At 62.8% G+C, this 15,396-nt stretch carries 11 protein-coding genes and 5 pseudogenes; 8 read left to right on the top strand and 8 right to left on the bottom strand.

The features are described from left to right. Positions 1 to 196 precede the first annotated feature (196 nt). Positions 197 to 385 (top strand): annotated as a pseudogene (locus BMI87_RS20230) (IS5/IS1182 family transposase); the annotation flags it as partial. A 73-nt stretch (positions 386 to 458) separates the two neighbouring features. Here the strand turns inward: BMI87_RS20230 and BMI87_RS20225 are convergent. The 5 genes and pseudogenes from BMI87_RS20225 to BMI87_RS20210 all read right to left on the bottom strand — a co-directional run. Continuing rightward, positions 459 to 1,106: pseudogene (locus tag BMI87_RS20225) on the bottom strand (transposase); the annotation flags it as partial. A 204-nt stretch (positions 1,107 to 1,310) separates the two neighbouring features. Further along, a complete protein-coding gene (locus tag BMI87_RS20220) occupies positions 1,311 to 2,909 on the bottom strand; it encodes a serine hydrolase (protein WP_143594834.1) in 1,599 nt (532 codons plus the stop codon). Positions 2,910 to 3,431: 522 nt separating this feature from the next. Beyond that, positions 3,432 to 3,602: a hypothetical protein gene (locus tag BMI87_RS22615; RefSeq protein ID WP_168173880.1), complete on the bottom strand. Its 171-nt coding sequence runs from the start codon at positions 3,600 to 3,602 to the stop codon at positions 3,432 to 3,434. Positions 3,603 to 3,775: 173 nt separating this feature from the next. Beyond that, a pseudogene (locus BMI87_RS20215) lies at positions 3,776 to 4,237 on the bottom strand (transposase); the annotation flags it as partial. A gap of 301 nt (positions 4,238 to 4,538) precedes the next feature. Continuing rightward, entirely contained in the window at positions 4,539 to 6,752 is a 2,214-nt protein-coding gene (locus BMI87_RS20210; RefSeq protein ID WP_078523304.1) for a heavy metal translocating P-type ATPase, read from the bottom strand. Positions 6,753 to 6,863: 111 nt separating this feature from the next. Here BMI87_RS20210 and BMI87_RS20205 point away from each other — a divergent pair, with 111 nt between their 5' ends. Beyond that, positions 6,864 to 7,292, top strand: a complete 429-nt coding sequence (locus BMI87_RS20205; protein WP_078523303.1) for a helix-turn-helix domain-containing protein — start codon at positions 6,864 to 6,866, stop codon at positions 7,290 to 7,292. A 20-nt stretch (positions 7,293 to 7,312) separates the two neighbouring features. Here BMI87_RS20205 and BMI87_RS20200 read toward each other — a convergent pair whose 3' ends face one another. The 3 genes from BMI87_RS20200 to BMI87_RS20190 all read right to left on the bottom strand — a co-directional run bounded on the left by BMI87_RS20200 (position 7,313) and on the right by BMI87_RS20190 (position 9,998). Further along, on the bottom strand, positions 7,313 to 7,933 hold the full coding sequence (locus BMI87_RS20200; protein ID WP_078523302.1) for a trans-aconitate 2-methyltransferase: 621 nt from the start codon (positions 7,931 to 7,933) through the stop codon (positions 7,313 to 7,315). 139 nt (positions 7,934 to 8,072) lie between these two features. Further along, a complete protein-coding gene (locus tag BMI87_RS20195) occupies positions 8,073 to 9,047 on the bottom strand; it encodes a calcium/sodium antiporter (RefSeq protein ID WP_078523301.1) in 975 nt (324 codons plus the stop codon). Positions 9,048 to 9,353: 306 nt separating this feature from the next. Continuing rightward, positions 9,354 to 9,998 (bottom strand): metalloregulator ArsR/SmtB family transcription factor, encoded by a 645-nt coding sequence (locus tag BMI87_RS20190; RefSeq protein WP_246831743.1) that lies wholly within the window; start codon positions 9,996 to 9,998, stop codon positions 9,354 to 9,356. A 103-nt stretch (positions 9,999 to 10,101) separates the two neighbouring features. On the opposite strand from BMI87_RS20190, the gene BMI87_RS20185 reads away from it, so the two are divergent. From BMI87_RS20185 to BMI87_RS22700, 6 genes and pseudogenes are all read left to right on the top strand, one after another. Further along, positions 10,102 to 10,953, top strand: a complete 852-nt coding sequence (locus BMI87_RS20185; RefSeq protein WP_078523323.1) for a sterol desaturase family protein — start codon at positions 10,102 to 10,104, stop codon at positions 10,951 to 10,953. Between the two features lie 410 nt (positions 10,954 to 11,363). Continuing rightward, the gene (locus tag BMI87_RS20180; protein ID WP_168175252.1) at positions 11,364 to 11,810 is read left to right on the top strand and encodes a DUF1499 domain-containing protein; all 447 of its coding nucleotides are present in this window, start codon (positions 11,364 to 11,366) and stop codon (positions 11,808 to 11,810) included. Between the two features lie 24 nt (positions 11,811 to 11,834). After that, positions 11,835 to 12,260: a rhodanese-like domain-containing protein gene (locus BMI87_RS20175; protein ID WP_078523298.1), complete on the top strand. Its 426-nt coding sequence runs from the start codon at positions 11,835 to 11,837 to the stop codon at positions 12,258 to 12,260. 514 nt (positions 12,261 to 12,774) lie between these two features. Further along, positions 12,775 to 13,651, top strand: a pseudogene (locus tag BMI87_RS20170) (tyrosine-type recombinase/integrase). Positions 13,652 to 13,675: 24 nt separating this feature from the next. Next, positions 13,676 to 14,874 (top strand): annotated as a pseudogene (locus tag BMI87_RS20165) (IS91 family transposase). Positions 14,875 to 15,211: 337 nt separating this feature from the next. Beyond that, the coding region (locus tag BMI87_RS22700) for a hypothetical protein (RefSeq protein WP_210402501.1) at positions 15,212 to 15,396 on the top strand (185 nt) is incomplete at its 3' end.

The raw sequence follows: 15,396 nt of genomic DNA, 5'->3' as shown, positions 1-15,396 counted from the left end.
GGATGTGCGCGGAACTGATCGACCGCGCGTCGCCAGGGCCGATGGACGATCCGTGATAGCGCTGCGGTGGCCTGCGAGCATCTGGAAAGAGCTGGTCGGGGCCTTCGAGGCGCCCTGTTCGAATGGCAGCTTCGGGCCGAGGCTGTGTGGAAACTTAAGCCCATGGTATACTTTCGCAAGGCAGCGGGAGGCACGGATGGCGGGTTTCATCGACGGCATCGACCGGGAGCAAACCACGCTTTTCCCCGAGCGCGTCGACGAATGGATTAGTGAGGATCATCTGGTCCGTATCATCGACCTCCTCGTCGATGAGCTTGATCTTCGCGCGCTCGGGTTCGGACGTTGTGTGCCTGCTCGAACCGGTCGCCCGGGCTACCATCCATCCTGTCCGTCGTGAGATGATTTGGGACACGAGGGCCTGATCGAGAACGGAGGGCCTGGCTCGTTGTGGTTTCAGTTTATGCCGCGGTCTGGCGATGCAGCAAGCGGCGCTTCTCGATGGTTTTGGCTTTGATCTCCTTTCGTGTTTTCAGGATGGCTTCGGCCCTGCCGAGATAGACGTCGGCGGGCGCGAGGTTGCCCAGGCTCTCGTGGTAGCGGTGATGGTTGTAGTGGTCGATGAAGTCGCCGATCGCCTATTCCAGAGCGCCGGGCAGGTAATAGTTCTCGAGCAAGATGCGGTTCTTGAGGGTCTGGTGCCAGCGTTCGATCTTGCCCTGGGTCTGAGGGTGGCGGGGAGCACCCCGGACGTGATCCATGCCCTCGTCAGCAAGCCAGTCGGCCAGTTCCCCGGAGATGTAACTGCTGCCATTGTCGCTGAGCAGCCGGGGCCGGTTGGCAACTGTGGCCTGATTGCAGCCGGACGCGACCAGAGCATCTTCCAGTGTCGCGGTCACATCAGACGCCTTCATCGTCGTGCAGAGCCGCCAGGCGATGACGTAGCGGCTGTAGTCGTCGAGGATGGTCGAGAGGTAGAACCAGCCCCAGCCGATGACCTTCAGGTAGGTGAAGTCGGTCTGCCAGAGCTGGTTCGGTCGGACCGTCTTCTCGTGGAACTCCTCTGCCGCCTTGATCACCACGAAGGCCGGGCTGGTGATTAGGTCATCTGTTCGTTTTCTTCCGGCACCCGTTGCACCAGCCATTGGATGCAAGTTGGCATCCGATGTTTCGTGAGGCATTTGCCTATTTTGCGCCGCGTTTGATCGCTGATGACCGCTCGGTCGCGAAACTCACCCGCTGAGAAGGCCGCAAAGGGCGATGACTGAGCACTTTGGGAGGACTGAGGGGCATTTTGCGCACACCCGGCTGTGTTAGTCGGGGCGTCGAAAGATGCCGAGATGTTCTTCGTTCAGGTGTTCGATCTGCATTTCGGTGGCCGGTCCGGGGGAGGCTGCGCGAAAGGTGACGCGCGAGACCGAACCTGCGGGTTGGTTCTCGGTCACCGGATAGACAACGAAGGTGTCACCATCCCAATGGCGCATGGGCAGCGCTCGGTGGTCCGGGCCAAGCGTTAGCACAAGCGATCCGTTGGTCTCAGAGATCGAGGCGGGGCCGAAATAGGGATTGTCATAGGTGCCGACATAGGTTTGCGCGGGCGCTGCCTGGGCAGGGTCAGCGGGGGGCTTTGCACCCACCAGCTGCCCCACAGGGGCCGATAGCGGCGCCATGATCGGGGCATAGGCCGCCAGCCAGTCGTGGGTATCCCTCCCCAGTTCCGCGCGATCGAGGAAGCTCGCGGTGATGGCTTCGGCGGCCCCTGTCGGCGGTGCATTGGTCAAGACGACGATGCCCAGATCGAGCTCGGGCAGCATTGCGACACTTGTCGATGCGCCCAATGTGAAGGCCCCGGAATGGCTTAGCATCACACGGCCTGACCAGCGGGTATCGACATTGAAGCCAAACCCATAGGCGCCCGCGCGCGCAGAGACCGCCATCGGCGCGCCTCGGATCATCTGCGGGGAGGTTGCAGGCAGAAGCGCCTCTTCAGAGATCAGGCGCGTCCCGTCCGCCATACCGCCGCCCAGCACCATCGCCATCCAACGCCCCATGTCGTGCGCGTTGGAGCTGACCCCGCCCGCCGGGCTTTGCGCGTCGGGCTGGCGTTTGTCGGAGATCACATAGCCATCGCCACCCGGCACATGGCTTGCGGCCCGATTGTCCCGCGCCATGTAATCGGCATGGGTCGAGCTGGTCGCGCCCATGCCAAGAGGCGCATAGAGCGCCGTCTCCGACAGGCGCGCCCAATCCTTGCCTGCGGCCGTGGCCACCGCTTGGGCTGCAGCCGTAATGCCGAAATTGGTATAGGTGTATTGCGCCCGGAATGGGCCTTGGGGCAGCAGAGCGAGCCGCTTGAGGATTTCGCTCCGGTCGAACCCGATATCTTCCAGATCGTCTCCGGCATGATCGGGCAGGCCCGAGCGATGCGCATAGAGATCGGCGATGGTGATATGTTCGTTGATCCACGGATCGCCCAAACTGAAGGCGGCCAGAAAATCGTGGATCGGGCTGTCCCATTTGACGCGGCCTGCGGTCACTTGGGTGGCGACAACGGTGGCACCGACGGGCTTTGACAGCGAGGCGAGAAGGAAGACCGTCTCGGGATCGACGCCCTCCGGGCTTCCAACGGCGCGCTTGCCAAAGCCGCGCGCATAGACGGTGCGTCCGTTATGAACCACAGCGACCGCCAGTCCGGGAATGCCGGTTCGCTTGAGGATATCCTGACTGAGATCATCCAATGTCGAGATCGCCGCCGTGATCCGCGCGTCCGGAACGGGAAGCAGCACCGTCATGGGCGGCGCGGGCATCGGCTTGGGCAAGGCCAGCTCGGGCAGCGGCTGGGTCGTCTGTGCCGCCGCAGACAAAGGCCCGGCCATAAGACTGGCCAAGAGCAGCGCGCCGCCCAGCAGCATGTAATGCGCGTGACTACGTCTCGAACGGCCCCGTGCCTGTGGCGCGTCGGAGGGTGCGGGGCGTTCGGCTTGTTGTCTCAAAGGGTTTTGCGGCATGGCTCGGAAATGTTTTTGGACGACCTCACAGCATCTTGACAGAAGTCGCGCGAATTAAAAGGTTTGGATCTTTGTAAAGCTGGCGTGACCCGAGTTCTCGCCTCCGGCCATAGCTCTCTAAGTGCCGATCCGAGCCTTGTCGCGCGCCTCAAAGGCCCACAGGGCCTCTTGCAACTCCAGCGCATCAATGCCGTCGCGATCCTGGCCAGGCCTCCGTCAGCCGCATCGTATGCCACGCCGCAATTCCGCCCTCGGGTGGATATTGGAACCGGGGAAAGGCAGTCCGCATTTCGCTCGATGTTCGTAGAGCGGGACCGGCGCGTCTGTCGGATTGGCGCAAGTCACGCCGACGGGGCAATAGTGGCGCTGCAGCGCGACCACGCGCTCGAAGAAGGGCAGGCCAAGCAGGGTCGGCTCTCCGCCCGGTCAGGCAAACTGCACCTCGCGCTGCCCCGCCTTGACGCTCGCCGCGATCAGATCGCGCATATAAGTTTCGAGAACTGCATCTGACATGCGGAACTTCTTTTCCTGCGGGTAGAGATGTTCCTTTTCAAGGTAATAGCAATATTTGCAGTCGATATTGCAACGAGGCCGCATTGGCTTGGTCGTCACGGCAAAGGGCCGGGAGGGGCGTCATCGGATCATCCTTGCTTGGGGCGCGGGCGACGCTAGGCCAGCGACAGGTTCGCGCCGCTTGAAGGGTCGAAAACGTGCCACGTGTCGGGTTGAACGGTCAAGTCGATCAGATCGCCGATACCGGGCAGGTGGTTGTTCACGTCGGCGGAGATCAGGCTGGCATCGACGGCAAAGCCCTTTCCGGAGACCGGCCCCTCCTTCAGGCACCACTCCACAGTGGCTTCAAACACCTGTCGCAGCAGGTTGCTTTCGCGGAACTTGGCGTGGCGATGCCGCGAGAAGGTCGAATGATCCGGGACGTTGCCCTCTAGGCCCAACCGGCAGAACCAACGATAGGCCAGGTTCAGGTGAACCTCGTTGCACAGGCGTCCTTCGGATCGGATGCCCATGACGTAGCCGATCACCAGCATCCGAATGATCAGTTCGGGGTCGATGGAGGGGCGGCCAAGGTGGCTGTAGAACGGTCGCAGCGCGTCCCGCAGGCTGTCGCCGTCAAGGAACAGATCGATCTCTCGCAGCATATGATCGGCCGGGACATGACGGTCCAGATTGAAATCATAAAACAGCTGCACTGGAGCGTCCTGCCGACCCATCATCCCGAAATCCTCCCATCCCCTCATCGACGAGTGAATCGAAAGACTTGCCGCACTGCAACAAAGACTTTTTCAATAGAATGGGCGGAAAGCTGTCGTTCGCTACAAAGACAAAGTGGTGCCTCTATCGTTTGGAAGCGGCCATTCAGGGCACGCTATCCCACAAATTACCGCGGCGGTTTCCTTCAAAGAAAGAGTAGGCACTCCAGCTCCGAGTTGCCTCAAACGTTTTCGGCTGCCCGGTTGAACGGCACGGGGTTTGTCGATTTAGGAAATCTCCAGCGCTTGAGCAGAGATTTCAGGCCTACTGCGCCTCCGCCTTGAACCGTAGGAGGCGGAGCGCGTTCATCGTGACCAGCACCGTCGCGCCGGTATCGGCCATTACCGCGATCCAGAGACCGGTGAGACCGAGCAGCGTCGTCACCAGAAACACCCCTTTCAGCCCGAGCGCGATGGCCACGTTCTGACGGATGTTGGCCATCGTCGCGCGGGCCAGCCGGATCTGCTCGACGACATCGGTGATGCGGTCGCGCAGCAGCGCGCCGTCGGCGGTCTCGAGCGCGACATGGGTGCCCGAGCCCATCGCGATACCGAGATGCGCGGTGGTGAGCGCCGGGGCGTCGTTGATGCCGTCGCCCACCATCATCACATGCGCATCGCGGGCCAGATCGCGCACTGCCGTCACCTTGTCCTCGGGCAGCAGCCCGGCACGGGCTTCGATGCCCAACCCGTCGGCGATCGCGCGAGCCGTCACCGGATTGTCGCCGGTCAGCATGACCGAGGAAATCCCCATTTGCTTGAGCGCGGAGACCGCCTCTGCCGCATCGGCGCGCGGCTCGTCGCGCAGCGCGATCAGGCCCAGAAGGCGCCCGGGCGTGAAGACGCAGACGACGGTTTTGCCCGCGCTTTCGAGGCGGCGGACGGTGGCGCTGTCGGCGGCGCTGAGAACGCCCGCTTCGGTCGCGAGGCGCGGTGCCCCGACATTCCAGACCTCGCCGTCGATCTTGGCCCGCGCGCCGCGGCCCGGGATCGCCATGCCTTCGGTCGCCTCCGGCACCGCGATGCCGCCCGCCTCCGCCCGGGCGAGGATCGCCTGTGCCAGCGGGTGGCTGCTACCGGTCTCGACCGCCGCGGCGGTGGCGAGAAGCTCAGCCTCGGCCCCGTTCAGCGGCAGAAGATCGGTGATCTGCGGCCGCCCCTCGGTCAGCGTGCCGGTCTTGTCGAAGGCGACGAGGCTGGTTCTGGCGGCCGTCTCAATCACCGCGCCGCCCTTCATCAGCAGACCGTGGCGCGCCCCGGTCGAGAGACCCGCCGCAACCGCGGCGGGAACCGAGATCACCAGCGCGCAGGGGCAGCCGATCAGCAGCAGCGCAAGGCCGCGATAGATCCACGTCTCCCACGGCGCGCCGAAGGCCAGCGGCGGCACGATCGCGGCGAGAAGCGCCACGCCCACAACCGCGGGCATGTAGACGCGGCTGAACCGGTCGATGAACCGCTCGACCGGGGCGCGCGCGCTCTCGGCCTCCTCCACGAGGTGCAGAATGCGCGAGATCGTGTTGTCTTCGGCGGTTTTCTCGACGCGGATGCGCAGCTCACCCTCGGTGTTGATCGCTCCGGCGAAGACCGCGTCGCCGGGCTCTTTCAGGACCGGCACGCTCTCGCCCGTCACCGGGCTTTCATCGACGCCCGAACTGCCGGAGACGATGTTGCCATCGGCGGGGATGCGGTCACCCGGGCGGGCCTGCACGATCTGGCCGATGGCGAGGCTGTCGGCGGGAACCTCGCGAATGCGGTCGCCGACAACCAGCCGCGCGGTCTTCGGCACCAGATCGGCCAGCGCCCGGATCGAACCGCGGGCGCGCGACGCCGCAAGCCCTTCGAGCATCTCGCCCACCGCGAACAGGAAGACCACGAGCGCCGCTTCCTCCGCCGCACCGACGAAGAGCGCGCCGATCGCTGCGATGCTCATCAGCATTTCGATTGTGAAGGGCATCCGCGCCCGTGCCATCAGGGCGGCGCGCTTGGTCACAGGGGCAATTGCGATCACGGTCGTGAGCACGAAGGCCCAATGCGCGACCGGCCCGCCGATCAACAGCTCGACCATCCATGCCGCAGCCAGCAGAAGCCCGGTCGCGATCAGGTAACGGCCCTTCGGGGTCGCATACCATGACGGATCGGTAGGCCGGGTATCCATGCTTTGGGCCGGGCTATCCGGCTCATCCGCGCTTTTCTCTGATCCGGGGAAAGCGCCGTCAGGCAGGATGAAGCCGCCCTTGGGCTTTTCCGGCGCAGCCCCTTTGGCCGAGACGCCATAGCCGAGGCGGCGGATCGCTTTCTCCACGCTCTCGCGCGAGGTAGTGGCCGTGTCGAGCCGCAACCGCAGCCGCTCGTTCATCAGTGTGACCTCGACAGCGTCCACACCGGGCAGAGCCTCGACCGCGCCGCGCACCTTCGCCGCGCAGGCGCCACAATCCATGCCGGTCACGCGCCATTCCTGAAGGTCTTTCGCCTCGGTCATCCGATACCATCCTCTCACTCTCGATTTCTCGACAGAGGAGAAGATAAGAGCTACAGCAACTATAGGTTCAAGAGGGAAATTCGACCTCACGTAGCCGTGAAAGGGAGCGACATGCACACGATCGGAACATTGGCCCGCCGCACCGGCACCAAGGTGCAGACGATCCGCTATTACGAGCAGATCGGCCTGATGCCCGAACCGGGGCGGACCGCAGGCGGTCAGCGGCGCTATGATGATGCCGATCTCGACCGGCTCGCCTTCATCCGCCACTCGCGCCAGCTCGGCTTCCCGCTCGAGGCGATCCGCGAATTGCTGGACCTGTCGGATCACCCTGCGCGCGATTGCGGGGCCGCGGATTCGATCGCGCGGCGGCAATTGCGCGAGGTCGAGACCCGGATCGCGCGGCTTGAGGCGCTCAGGAGCGAGCTGGAACGGATGATCGGCGAATGTCGGGGTGGGACAGCCTCGGAGTGCCGGGTGCTGGAGGTGCTGCGCGACCACTCGGAATGTCTCGCCGACGATCACGACGCGATAGGCTGACCCCGCTGCACAGGGGCCGATCAGCGGAGCTTCCGGAACAGGCTGAACTGGAAAGACTGCAGGTTGCCTGAGGGCGTCGTGTGTTTCTGGAACCGTTTCGCCACCAACTCAAAATCGGGGCCCAGCACACCGCCAAGGGCCTCCGGACTGTAGCGACGAACGGGAAGGCCGCTGCAGGTCTCCGGCCCGTCAGGAGCGAAGGTCGCGATGATCGCGTGCCCCCCAATGCGCAGAGCACGAGACAGGCGCGTCACATAGGCATCCCGGTCCGATGGGTCGACCAGAAAGTGGAACACGGCGCGATCATGCCAGAGGTCATAGACCCGCTGGGGCGACCAGCGCGTGATATCGGCGACGATCCACTCCACATCCGCGCCGCGCGGCCCAAGCCGGGCACGCTGGGCGTCGAGGGCCGTCTGGGAGAGGTCGAGAACGGAAATGTCGCGCAGGCCACGCGCGATCAAGCCGTCAACGACCCGCGAAGTGCCGGCGCCCACGTCGATCACCCGGGTGTCCGGCGTCACACCGGCGCGTTCGGCAAGTTCGAGCGAGATCTCCGGAGCGTCCTGATGCCAACTGAGGTCACTGTCACTCTTGCTGCCGTAGATCCGGTCCCAGTGATCCTTTCGCGCCTCGTTCATCCAAATCCCCTATTCGCTGGCAATAATCGCATTGCTATCAAGGCGCCTGGTGTTCGTGATCCATATGCTTTTTCAGATTTTGACGCCGCCCCGCCCAGGGTTCGACATTTCAAAGTTTTCACCTTTGGCTCCAACGTTCTCAAGGCCAAAGCTTCCAAAGATAGATACCGTAGCCCGCGATTAGCGCCAGCCCCTCCCATCGGGTGATCCGTAGCCCGGTGGTCGCGAAGACCACCAGAAGGAGTGAGACAAGAACCATCAGCGGGGCGTCAAATCGCGCGATTTCCTCGGGCACGCGCGACGGGGCGATCAGCGCCGTCGTCCCACCGATGCCGAGAATATTGTAGATGTTTGATCCGACTACATTTCCGAAAGCCACCTCGCCCTGACGCTTCAGCGCCGCCACGATCGAGGTGATCAGCTCGGGCATCGAGGTGCCAATCGCCACGATGGTCAGACCGATGACCGTTTCCGAGACGCCAAAAGCCCGCGCGAGCGATACGGCGCCACCAACCAGCAATGAGCCACCGAAAACCACGAGTCCCAATCCGGCGAACGCGAGCAACAGCGGCATGAGAATACCGTGAGGTGCATGCGGTGGCGCGAGGCCGGGATCCGCGTCAGCAAGGGCCACCGTCTTGTCGTAGATCGCGCCGCGGTCAGCGTGCTGGCGTTCCTGATGGATCACGAAGCCCAAATAGCCGACCAGCGCTGCGATCAATCCAACTCCAGCGATCCGCCCCATCGGAGCGAACGGCGCGACCCCAGCGAAGACCACGGCGACGACCAGCATCACCATCGCATCTCGTCGCAGGGCGACGCGCGCCACAACGAGGGGCGCAATAACGGCAGAAACGCCAGCGATCAGAAGGATATTCGCGATGTTTGAGCCCACGACGTTGCCGAAGGCGATGCCTGGCGATCCACTCAGACCGGCCTGAACCGATGTCACCAGTTCCGGTGTCGAGGTGCCGAACCCCACCAGTGTCAATCCGATCACAAGCGGTGAGATACCGATCCGCTCAGCGGTCTGGACCGCCCCGCGGACCATAAGCTCGCCTCCGACCACCAGCGCGACCAGCCCCGCCAGAATGGGCCCCCAAATCTCGAACATCTCAGTCCATCCCTATGCGGTCATCGCCGCTTACCGCACGCAAAATGGCGGTGGCGCGCGCGGGTATCAAGAGAGTTGCGCGAGGTGTGTCGCGGTGTAGAGCAGCGCTCCGGCATGCGTATCAACGGCAGCAACTGGCCGTCCATGAACGGCGACCCGGTAGCAGACACTAAGCGGAGGTTGCTTCCATCATGAGATCTCATGTGAAGTCTGGGCGAATTGTCATTGCATTTTTGAAGGCCTCGCATGCAGTGCGATCACATAGTCAGGTCGACCCGTAGCGACATCGAATAAGGCCTTTGTCGATCAGGATGTTGCCTGAATGGCTCGACCGTCTTCGCGCCACTCAGGCAGACCGCCGTCAAGACGACGAGCGTTGAAGCCATTCTTGCGCAAGAACGCCACGGCTTGGTGAGCGTAGACACAGTATGGACCACGACAATAGGCCACAATCTCGGTGTTTCGGTCGAGATCCGTCAGGAACTTGCCCAGCTCCGTCACGGCCATGTTGAGCGCGCCCGGGATATGAGCATCGGCGAACTCGTCGGCGGGGCGCACGTCGAGGACGGTCACCGACCCTTCACTCAGTCGAGCGGCAAGCTCGTTGCGGTTGATCGGTTCCGGCGCGTCTTCGCCGTTTGATAGCCCGCGCAGAATCTCCCCAACCTGTGCGAGGTTCCTTTCGGCCACATCGCCCAAAACCCCCAACAACGTCAGTGTCCTCGCGTCGGTCAGCCTGTAGATTATCGCCTTGCCGTCGCGCCGACTGGTGACAAGGCCAGCACGCCGCAATTGCTGCAAATGTTGCGAACTGTTCGCAACAGTGAGCCCGGTTTTTTCCGCAAGCGCCTCTACCCTGCGCTCGCTCTGGGCGAGCTGCTCAAGAAGCATAAGGCGTGCGGGGGCCGACAAGGCCCGCGCGACAAGGGCATATTCTTCGAGAAGGGTCATCTTCGGGCTAATTGACATGGGCTGCCTCGGGATATTACATCATTCAATCGAATAATTGAATGATAGCGAACCCAGCCTGCGCCACAAGAGCAAAGCCGACCGCATGACCGAAACGATCCTCACCGCTGAGCCGACGATCCGACTTGCCGCTTTCCTGGGCGTATTGGCGGCGATGGCGCTATGGGAGGTCGCGGCCCCCCGGCGGCGCAGAGAGATCCCGCGCTTGATCCGTTGGACGAACAATATCGCCCTGGTCTTTGTGGATACGGTGATCCTGCGCCTGGCATTCCCGATCCTCGCAGTCGGATTGGCCGTCATGGCCGAGGATCGTGGCTGGGGGCTGTTCAACAATCTGGAGTGGCCCACCTGGGCAGCCATCCTTGTTTCGATGCTGGTGCTCGATTTGGCGATCTACCTTCAGCACGTCATGTTCCACGCGGTTCCCGGACTTTGGCGGCTGCATAGGATGCACCATGCCGATCTCGACTTCGACGCAACGACGGGCCTGCGGTTCCATCCGCTGGAAATCCTGATCTCGATGGGGATCAAATTGGCGGTGGTCGCGGCGCTCGGGCCGCCTGCGGTCGCGGTGCTGCTGTTCGAGGTGATCCTGAATGCGACCGCGCTTTTCAACCACGCTAATGTCGATCTGCCGCGCCCGGTTGATAGGGTGCTGCGCCTGTTCGTGGTCACCCCCGACATGCATCGCGTCCACCATTCCATCGATCCGCGTGAGACCAATTCGAACTACGGCTTCAACCTGCCTTGGTGGGATCGGCTATTAGGCACCTATGTCGCGCAACCGGCAAGGGGGCATCAGGACATGGAGATCGGGATCGAACAGTTCCGCACGCGCCGTGACCTTTGGATCGACAGGATGCTCCTCCAGCCCCTGCGCGGCCCAGCTTCGGGCCAAGCTCTCGACCCACGCATCGCGGTGGAGAAAGAGAAATGACCTACATCCTCGGCATCCGTGAGAACCTGCGCCCTTTCTTGAACAGCTCTTGTAGGTGCTCTTTTCGGCTTTCAGGAGGCTCGCTGATCCATGGAAACGCACGCCCGCTTAAATCCCGCCCCCGATCAGAAAGATACAGATGCTTGAAAACATAACACGACGCCTTGGCTTTGCGGCGATCCTTCTCGGCCTTGTGTCCCTTGCGCTTCTTGCTTTGTCCGTCTGGGGTTATCGTGCGGGCGGATGGCCTTGGCCCCAAGCCTATGACATCGCCGGGTGGGGTGTCTGGACGGCGTTAGCGGGGGTCGTCGCAGCGCTCGTGACTTTGGCGGGGGGCTGTCCGCAAGAGGCGCGGTGCCAGCATTGCGCTGATTGGCCTGATCCTGTCCTTACCCGTTGCAGGCCTCGGAGTGGCTTTCGAAATCGCCGCTCGAACGACACCGCCGATAAACGACATCTCGACCGATACCGAAGACCCGCCGGTCTACTGGTTCACCGCCACCCCAACGGACTACCCTGCGCAGAATGCCGAGCCACAACGCTCCGCCTATCCTGACGTGCGCCCGCTGGATCTTCCGATCCCGGTCGAGGATGCATTCGCAGAGGCGTTGACCCTTGTCGAAACGCATGGCTGGGAGGTTCTCTCGGCCGATCCTGCGGAAAACCAAATCGAAGCCATCGCCCGAAGCCGCGTCTTCGGCTTCGAGGACGAGGTGGCAGTTCGGGTCACCGACATCGAGACAGGCAGCCGCATCGACATGCGGTCACGCTCGCGCCTTGGGCAGATCGACCGTGGCGCCAATGCCCGACGCATCGAGGCGTTCCTTGCGGAGCTGCAAGCACAAGTCACCGAATAAGATCGAAAACCAAGGAGCACCCAGATGAAACTGTCCCACATTCTTGGCGCGGCCACTGTCGCGCTTTGCCTCTATTCCACTCCCATTTTGGCGCAGGACGCGGCCATCGAGGCTATGCAGGAATACATGATGTTTTCGGAGTATGAGGCTGGCATCATACTACCGCAACAGATCGACCAGGCCGTCTTTGAAACGGCGCTTTTCGTCGACACACGCGACGCAGAGCAGTTCGACGCTGCCACGATTCCCGGTTCCATCAATATCGAATGGCGCGAAGTGCTGGACCGGATTGACGAGATCCCCGAGGATCGAATGACAGTCCTCTTCTGCAACACCGGCAGTCTGTCCGCCCAAGCAGCATTTGCCCTGCGGGTGGCGGGTCGAACGAACGTCGTAGTTCTGCAAACTGGTTTCGCCGGTTGGGAAAAAGACGCGGCCTACAAGCCCTGATCTGAACCGTTCCTGATGGCTCCGGGCCATGGCGTTGGCCCGGAATGCCCGTCGATCGAACTGCTTTGAGAGAAGTCTCCGAAGCGATGGGGCAACAGAATAGTCGGCTCAGCACAACCTACTATCAGCCGTTCCTTTTCTTGTTCAGTCCTTCATCGATACTGCAGCAAAAATCCAATTCCAGCGCCCTTGCAAAATCCTTCGCCCTTGCGGCACAGATCGAGTGAATGCTGCGATCGGCAGGCTTGTCCCGCAGAGCTTCTATAGGAGCCGGAAAGGTGCTGCGGCGGGCCCAGAAGACCGCTTCGGAGAAGCTGCGCGGCAGCGCCGACGAGGACAACGAATGTCTGGTTAGGACCGTTTCAGTCCCCGCGGACGAAGGGCGGGAGGACTAAGCCGCTCCGCGGCAATGGCGCTCGTGGCTGGCGTTGCCCGTCATTTCCGCGTTTTTCTATGTGGCTGAGCTTTCTGGGCTGACGATGGGGGGCTTCCCACCGTCAGACAGGAGATTCCCATGGAGGAGAAGAACACCACCCCGCTGCGCCAGCGGATGATCGAGGACATGAACATCCGCGGGTTGTGCGAGAAAACGCAGAAGGCGCACATTCGGAATGTGAAGCATTTCGCGTCCTTCCTCGGGAGGCCGCCGGACACCGCCACGCCGGAGGATCTGCGGTCATACCAGCTCAAGATGACCCAAGAGGGGGTGACCGCCAGCACCTTCAACGTGCGCATCATCTCGCTGCGGTTCTTCTTCGGCGTAACGTGCAGTCGCGACGAGATGAAGCGCTTCATGCAGTTCCACCGCAATCCCCGGAAGTTGCCCATTGTCCTGAGCGTCGGGGAAGTGGCCGATCTGATGGCCGCCGTGCCCGGCCCTGGGCTCAAATATCGCGCAGCGCTCGGGATCAGCTACGGAGCGGGGCTCCGCGCATCCGAGGTCTGCAACCTGAAGGTCAAGGATATCGACAGCGACCGGATGCTGATCCATGCCGATGACGGCAAGGGCGGGCGTGACCGCAAAGCCATGCTCTCGCCCAGCCTGCTGGATCTGTTGCCGGACTATTGGCGCGAGTCCCGTCCTGAGGGCTGGCTGTTCCCCGGTAAGCCCAAGATCAACCCGCTGTCGCCACGACAATTGAACCGGGCGTTCACCTCGGCCAAGCATATGGCGGGCATCAAGAAGGCCGCGACACTGCATAGTTTGCGACACAGCTTCGCCACCCATCTGCTCGAGGCCAACACTGATGTGCGGGTGATCCAGGTGCTGCTCCGGGCATGCCAAGCTGACGACGACGGCACGATACACCCATGTGGCGACGAAGACGATCCGCGGCACGGTCAGCCCTTTCGAGCAGATGAAGCTGCTTCAGGACGAGACCCTGCGATGAGGACTGGAGTAGCCCCCGGGGTCGGTGTTCCGGCCAAGGCTGGAGATCGCTGACATCTTCCGTGCCCATGGTCCTGCGTGGCGGCAGGCCAATGAAGGGCATGTCAGCCTGACCCAGCTGAAGGTCATGTCAGCGATCGAGGCCTGCCGGACCGAGGCGCTCGGCGGGATGTGGCGGGCTGTGCCAAGTGCGGCCACCACCATGTCGCCTACAACTGCTGCAAGAACCGGCATTGCCCCAAATGTCAGGGACCGGCGGCGCGCGACTGGATGGCGGCGCGGGCCGAAGACCTGCTGCCCGTGGAATACTTCCTCATCGTCTTCACCCTGCCAGCGGAGATCGCCCAGATCGCCTACTGGAACAAGAAGGCGGTCTACGGTCTCCTGTTCCGCGCCTCGGCCAAAACCGTTATGACCATCGCGGCCGACCCCAGGCGCCTCGGCGCCCGGGTTGGAATGACCAGCGTGCTCCACACCTGGGGTTCAGCGCTGATGCATCATCCCCACATCCACATGATCGCTCCGGGCGGCGGCCTGTCGCCCGACGGCACCCGGTGGGTCTCCCACCGCCCGGGCTTCTTCCTGCATGTGCGGGTGCTGTCGCGGCTGTTCCGGCGGCTGTTCATCGAGGACTTTCTCGACCTGCATCGCACGGGCGCGCTCAACTTTTTCGGTGACCTCGCCGGACTGGCTGACGCGGGAGCCTTCGCCGCCTGGCTCGCCCCGTTCCGCAAGAACGAATGGGTGGTCTATTCCAAGCCACCCTTCGGAGGACCCGAGGCTGTGCTGGCCTATCTCAGTCGCTATACCCACCGGGTGGCGATCTCGAACAATCGCCTGGTCAGCGCCGATGCCGATACCGTCGCGTTCCGCTGGAAGGACTACCGGATCAAATCCGGCGACCGGCAAAAGGTCATGCGGCTGGCCACGCCGGAGTTCATCCGCCGCTTCCTGATCCACGTCCTGCCAGACGGCTTCCACCGCATCCGGCACTACGGGCTGCTCTCCAGCTCCGCCCGCAAGGCCAACATCACCAGAATCCGCGCTTTGCTCTGCGTCCAGCGGTCTCAACAGGTCGCCGTGCCGGACCCGCAGACCAAGATCACCCCGCTCACCCTGCGTGAGCCATGCCCCTGCTGCGGCGGACCAATGCGCATCGTCGAAATCTTCCGGCGCGGCCAGAAACCGATGGCACGTGCGCCATCCAAGGAGCAGGCCGCATGACATATCGCCCCTCATCCGACACGAAGCAGCACCGGCTACAATCCGCTGATCCGGTCCAAATAGCTTGTGCGCTCCCGTTTACAGCGCGGCCAAAGCCGGCAGACGCTCAGAAACGCACAGCTTTGTCGGGATCACCGGCGCGTTTGCGACCGTATCAGGCATTTGGCTCGCCATCACTCGCACCCCGGATGCAGCCGCTGCCCCGACCGCCCACGCATTTTCCCCATAGGGTTATCCAAGCCCCCCGCGGCTTCCTCCTTCCGAGGTTTGTCAACGCGGGCCGCCGCCTCCCGGCCGCCCACGTCGCGCCGCGGCCCGCATCGAAAAACCTTCAGGAATGCGGTCGCTCGCTGCACTTTACACCGATGTCTGCTACGCGAAGCAACTTCTTCATATCGACCGCATTTGTGACTCGGTCTTTCCTGGCTTCGCGCGGGCTCCTAACGACGAAACGGGCTATCGAGGCAAAGATGCGCAGAGGCGGCGCACCAGCCAACTGAACGACGATATGAGGGCGCATGG

The sequence above is a fragment of the Thioclava sp. F28-4 genome, assembly GCF_002020045.1.
GTDB classification, from domain to species: Bacteria; Pseudomonadota; Alphaproteobacteria; order Rhodobacterales; family Rhodobacteraceae; genus Thioclava; species Thioclava sediminum.
Note: the sequence above shows the minus strand (reverse complement) of the source record. Positions and strands in the feature narration are given on the sequence as shown.

Bases quoted from the DNA above. Each gene is read 5' to 3' on its own strand.
- BMI87_RS20220 (WP_143594834.1), bottom strand. From the start codon at position 2,909: ATGCTGCTGGGCGGCGCGCTGCTCTTGGCCAGTCTTATGGCCGGGCCT.
- BMI87_RS22615 (WP_168173880.1), bottom strand. From the start codon at position 3,602: ATGCGGCCTCGTTGCAATATCGACTGCAAATATTGCTATTACCTTGAA.
- BMI87_RS20210 (WP_078523304.1), bottom strand. From the start codon at position 6,752: ATGACCGAGGCGAAAGACCTTCAGGAATGGCGCGTGACCGGCATGGAT.
- BMI87_RS20205 (WP_078523303.1), top strand. From the start codon at position 6,864: ATGCACACGATCGGAACATTGGCCCGCCGCACCGGCACCAAGGTGCAG.
- BMI87_RS20200 (WP_078523302.1), bottom strand. From the start codon at position 7,933: ATGAACGAGGCGCGAAAGGATCACTGGGACCGGATCTACGGCAGCAAG.
- BMI87_RS20195 (WP_078523301.1), bottom strand. From the start codon at position 9,047: ATGTTCGAGATTTGGGGGCCCATTCTGGCGGGGCTGGTCGCGCTGGTG.
- BMI87_RS20190 (WP_246831743.1), bottom strand. From the start codon at position 9,998: ATGACCCTTCTCGAAGAATATGCCCTTGTCGCGCGGGCCTTGTCGGCC.
- BMI87_RS20185 (WP_078523323.1), top strand. From the start codon at position 10,102: ATGACCGAAACGATCCTCACCGCTGAGCCGACGATCCGACTTGCCGCT.
- BMI87_RS20175 (WP_078523298.1), top strand. From the start codon at position 11,835: ATGAAACTGTCCCACATTCTTGGCGCGGCCACTGTCGCGCTTTGCCTC.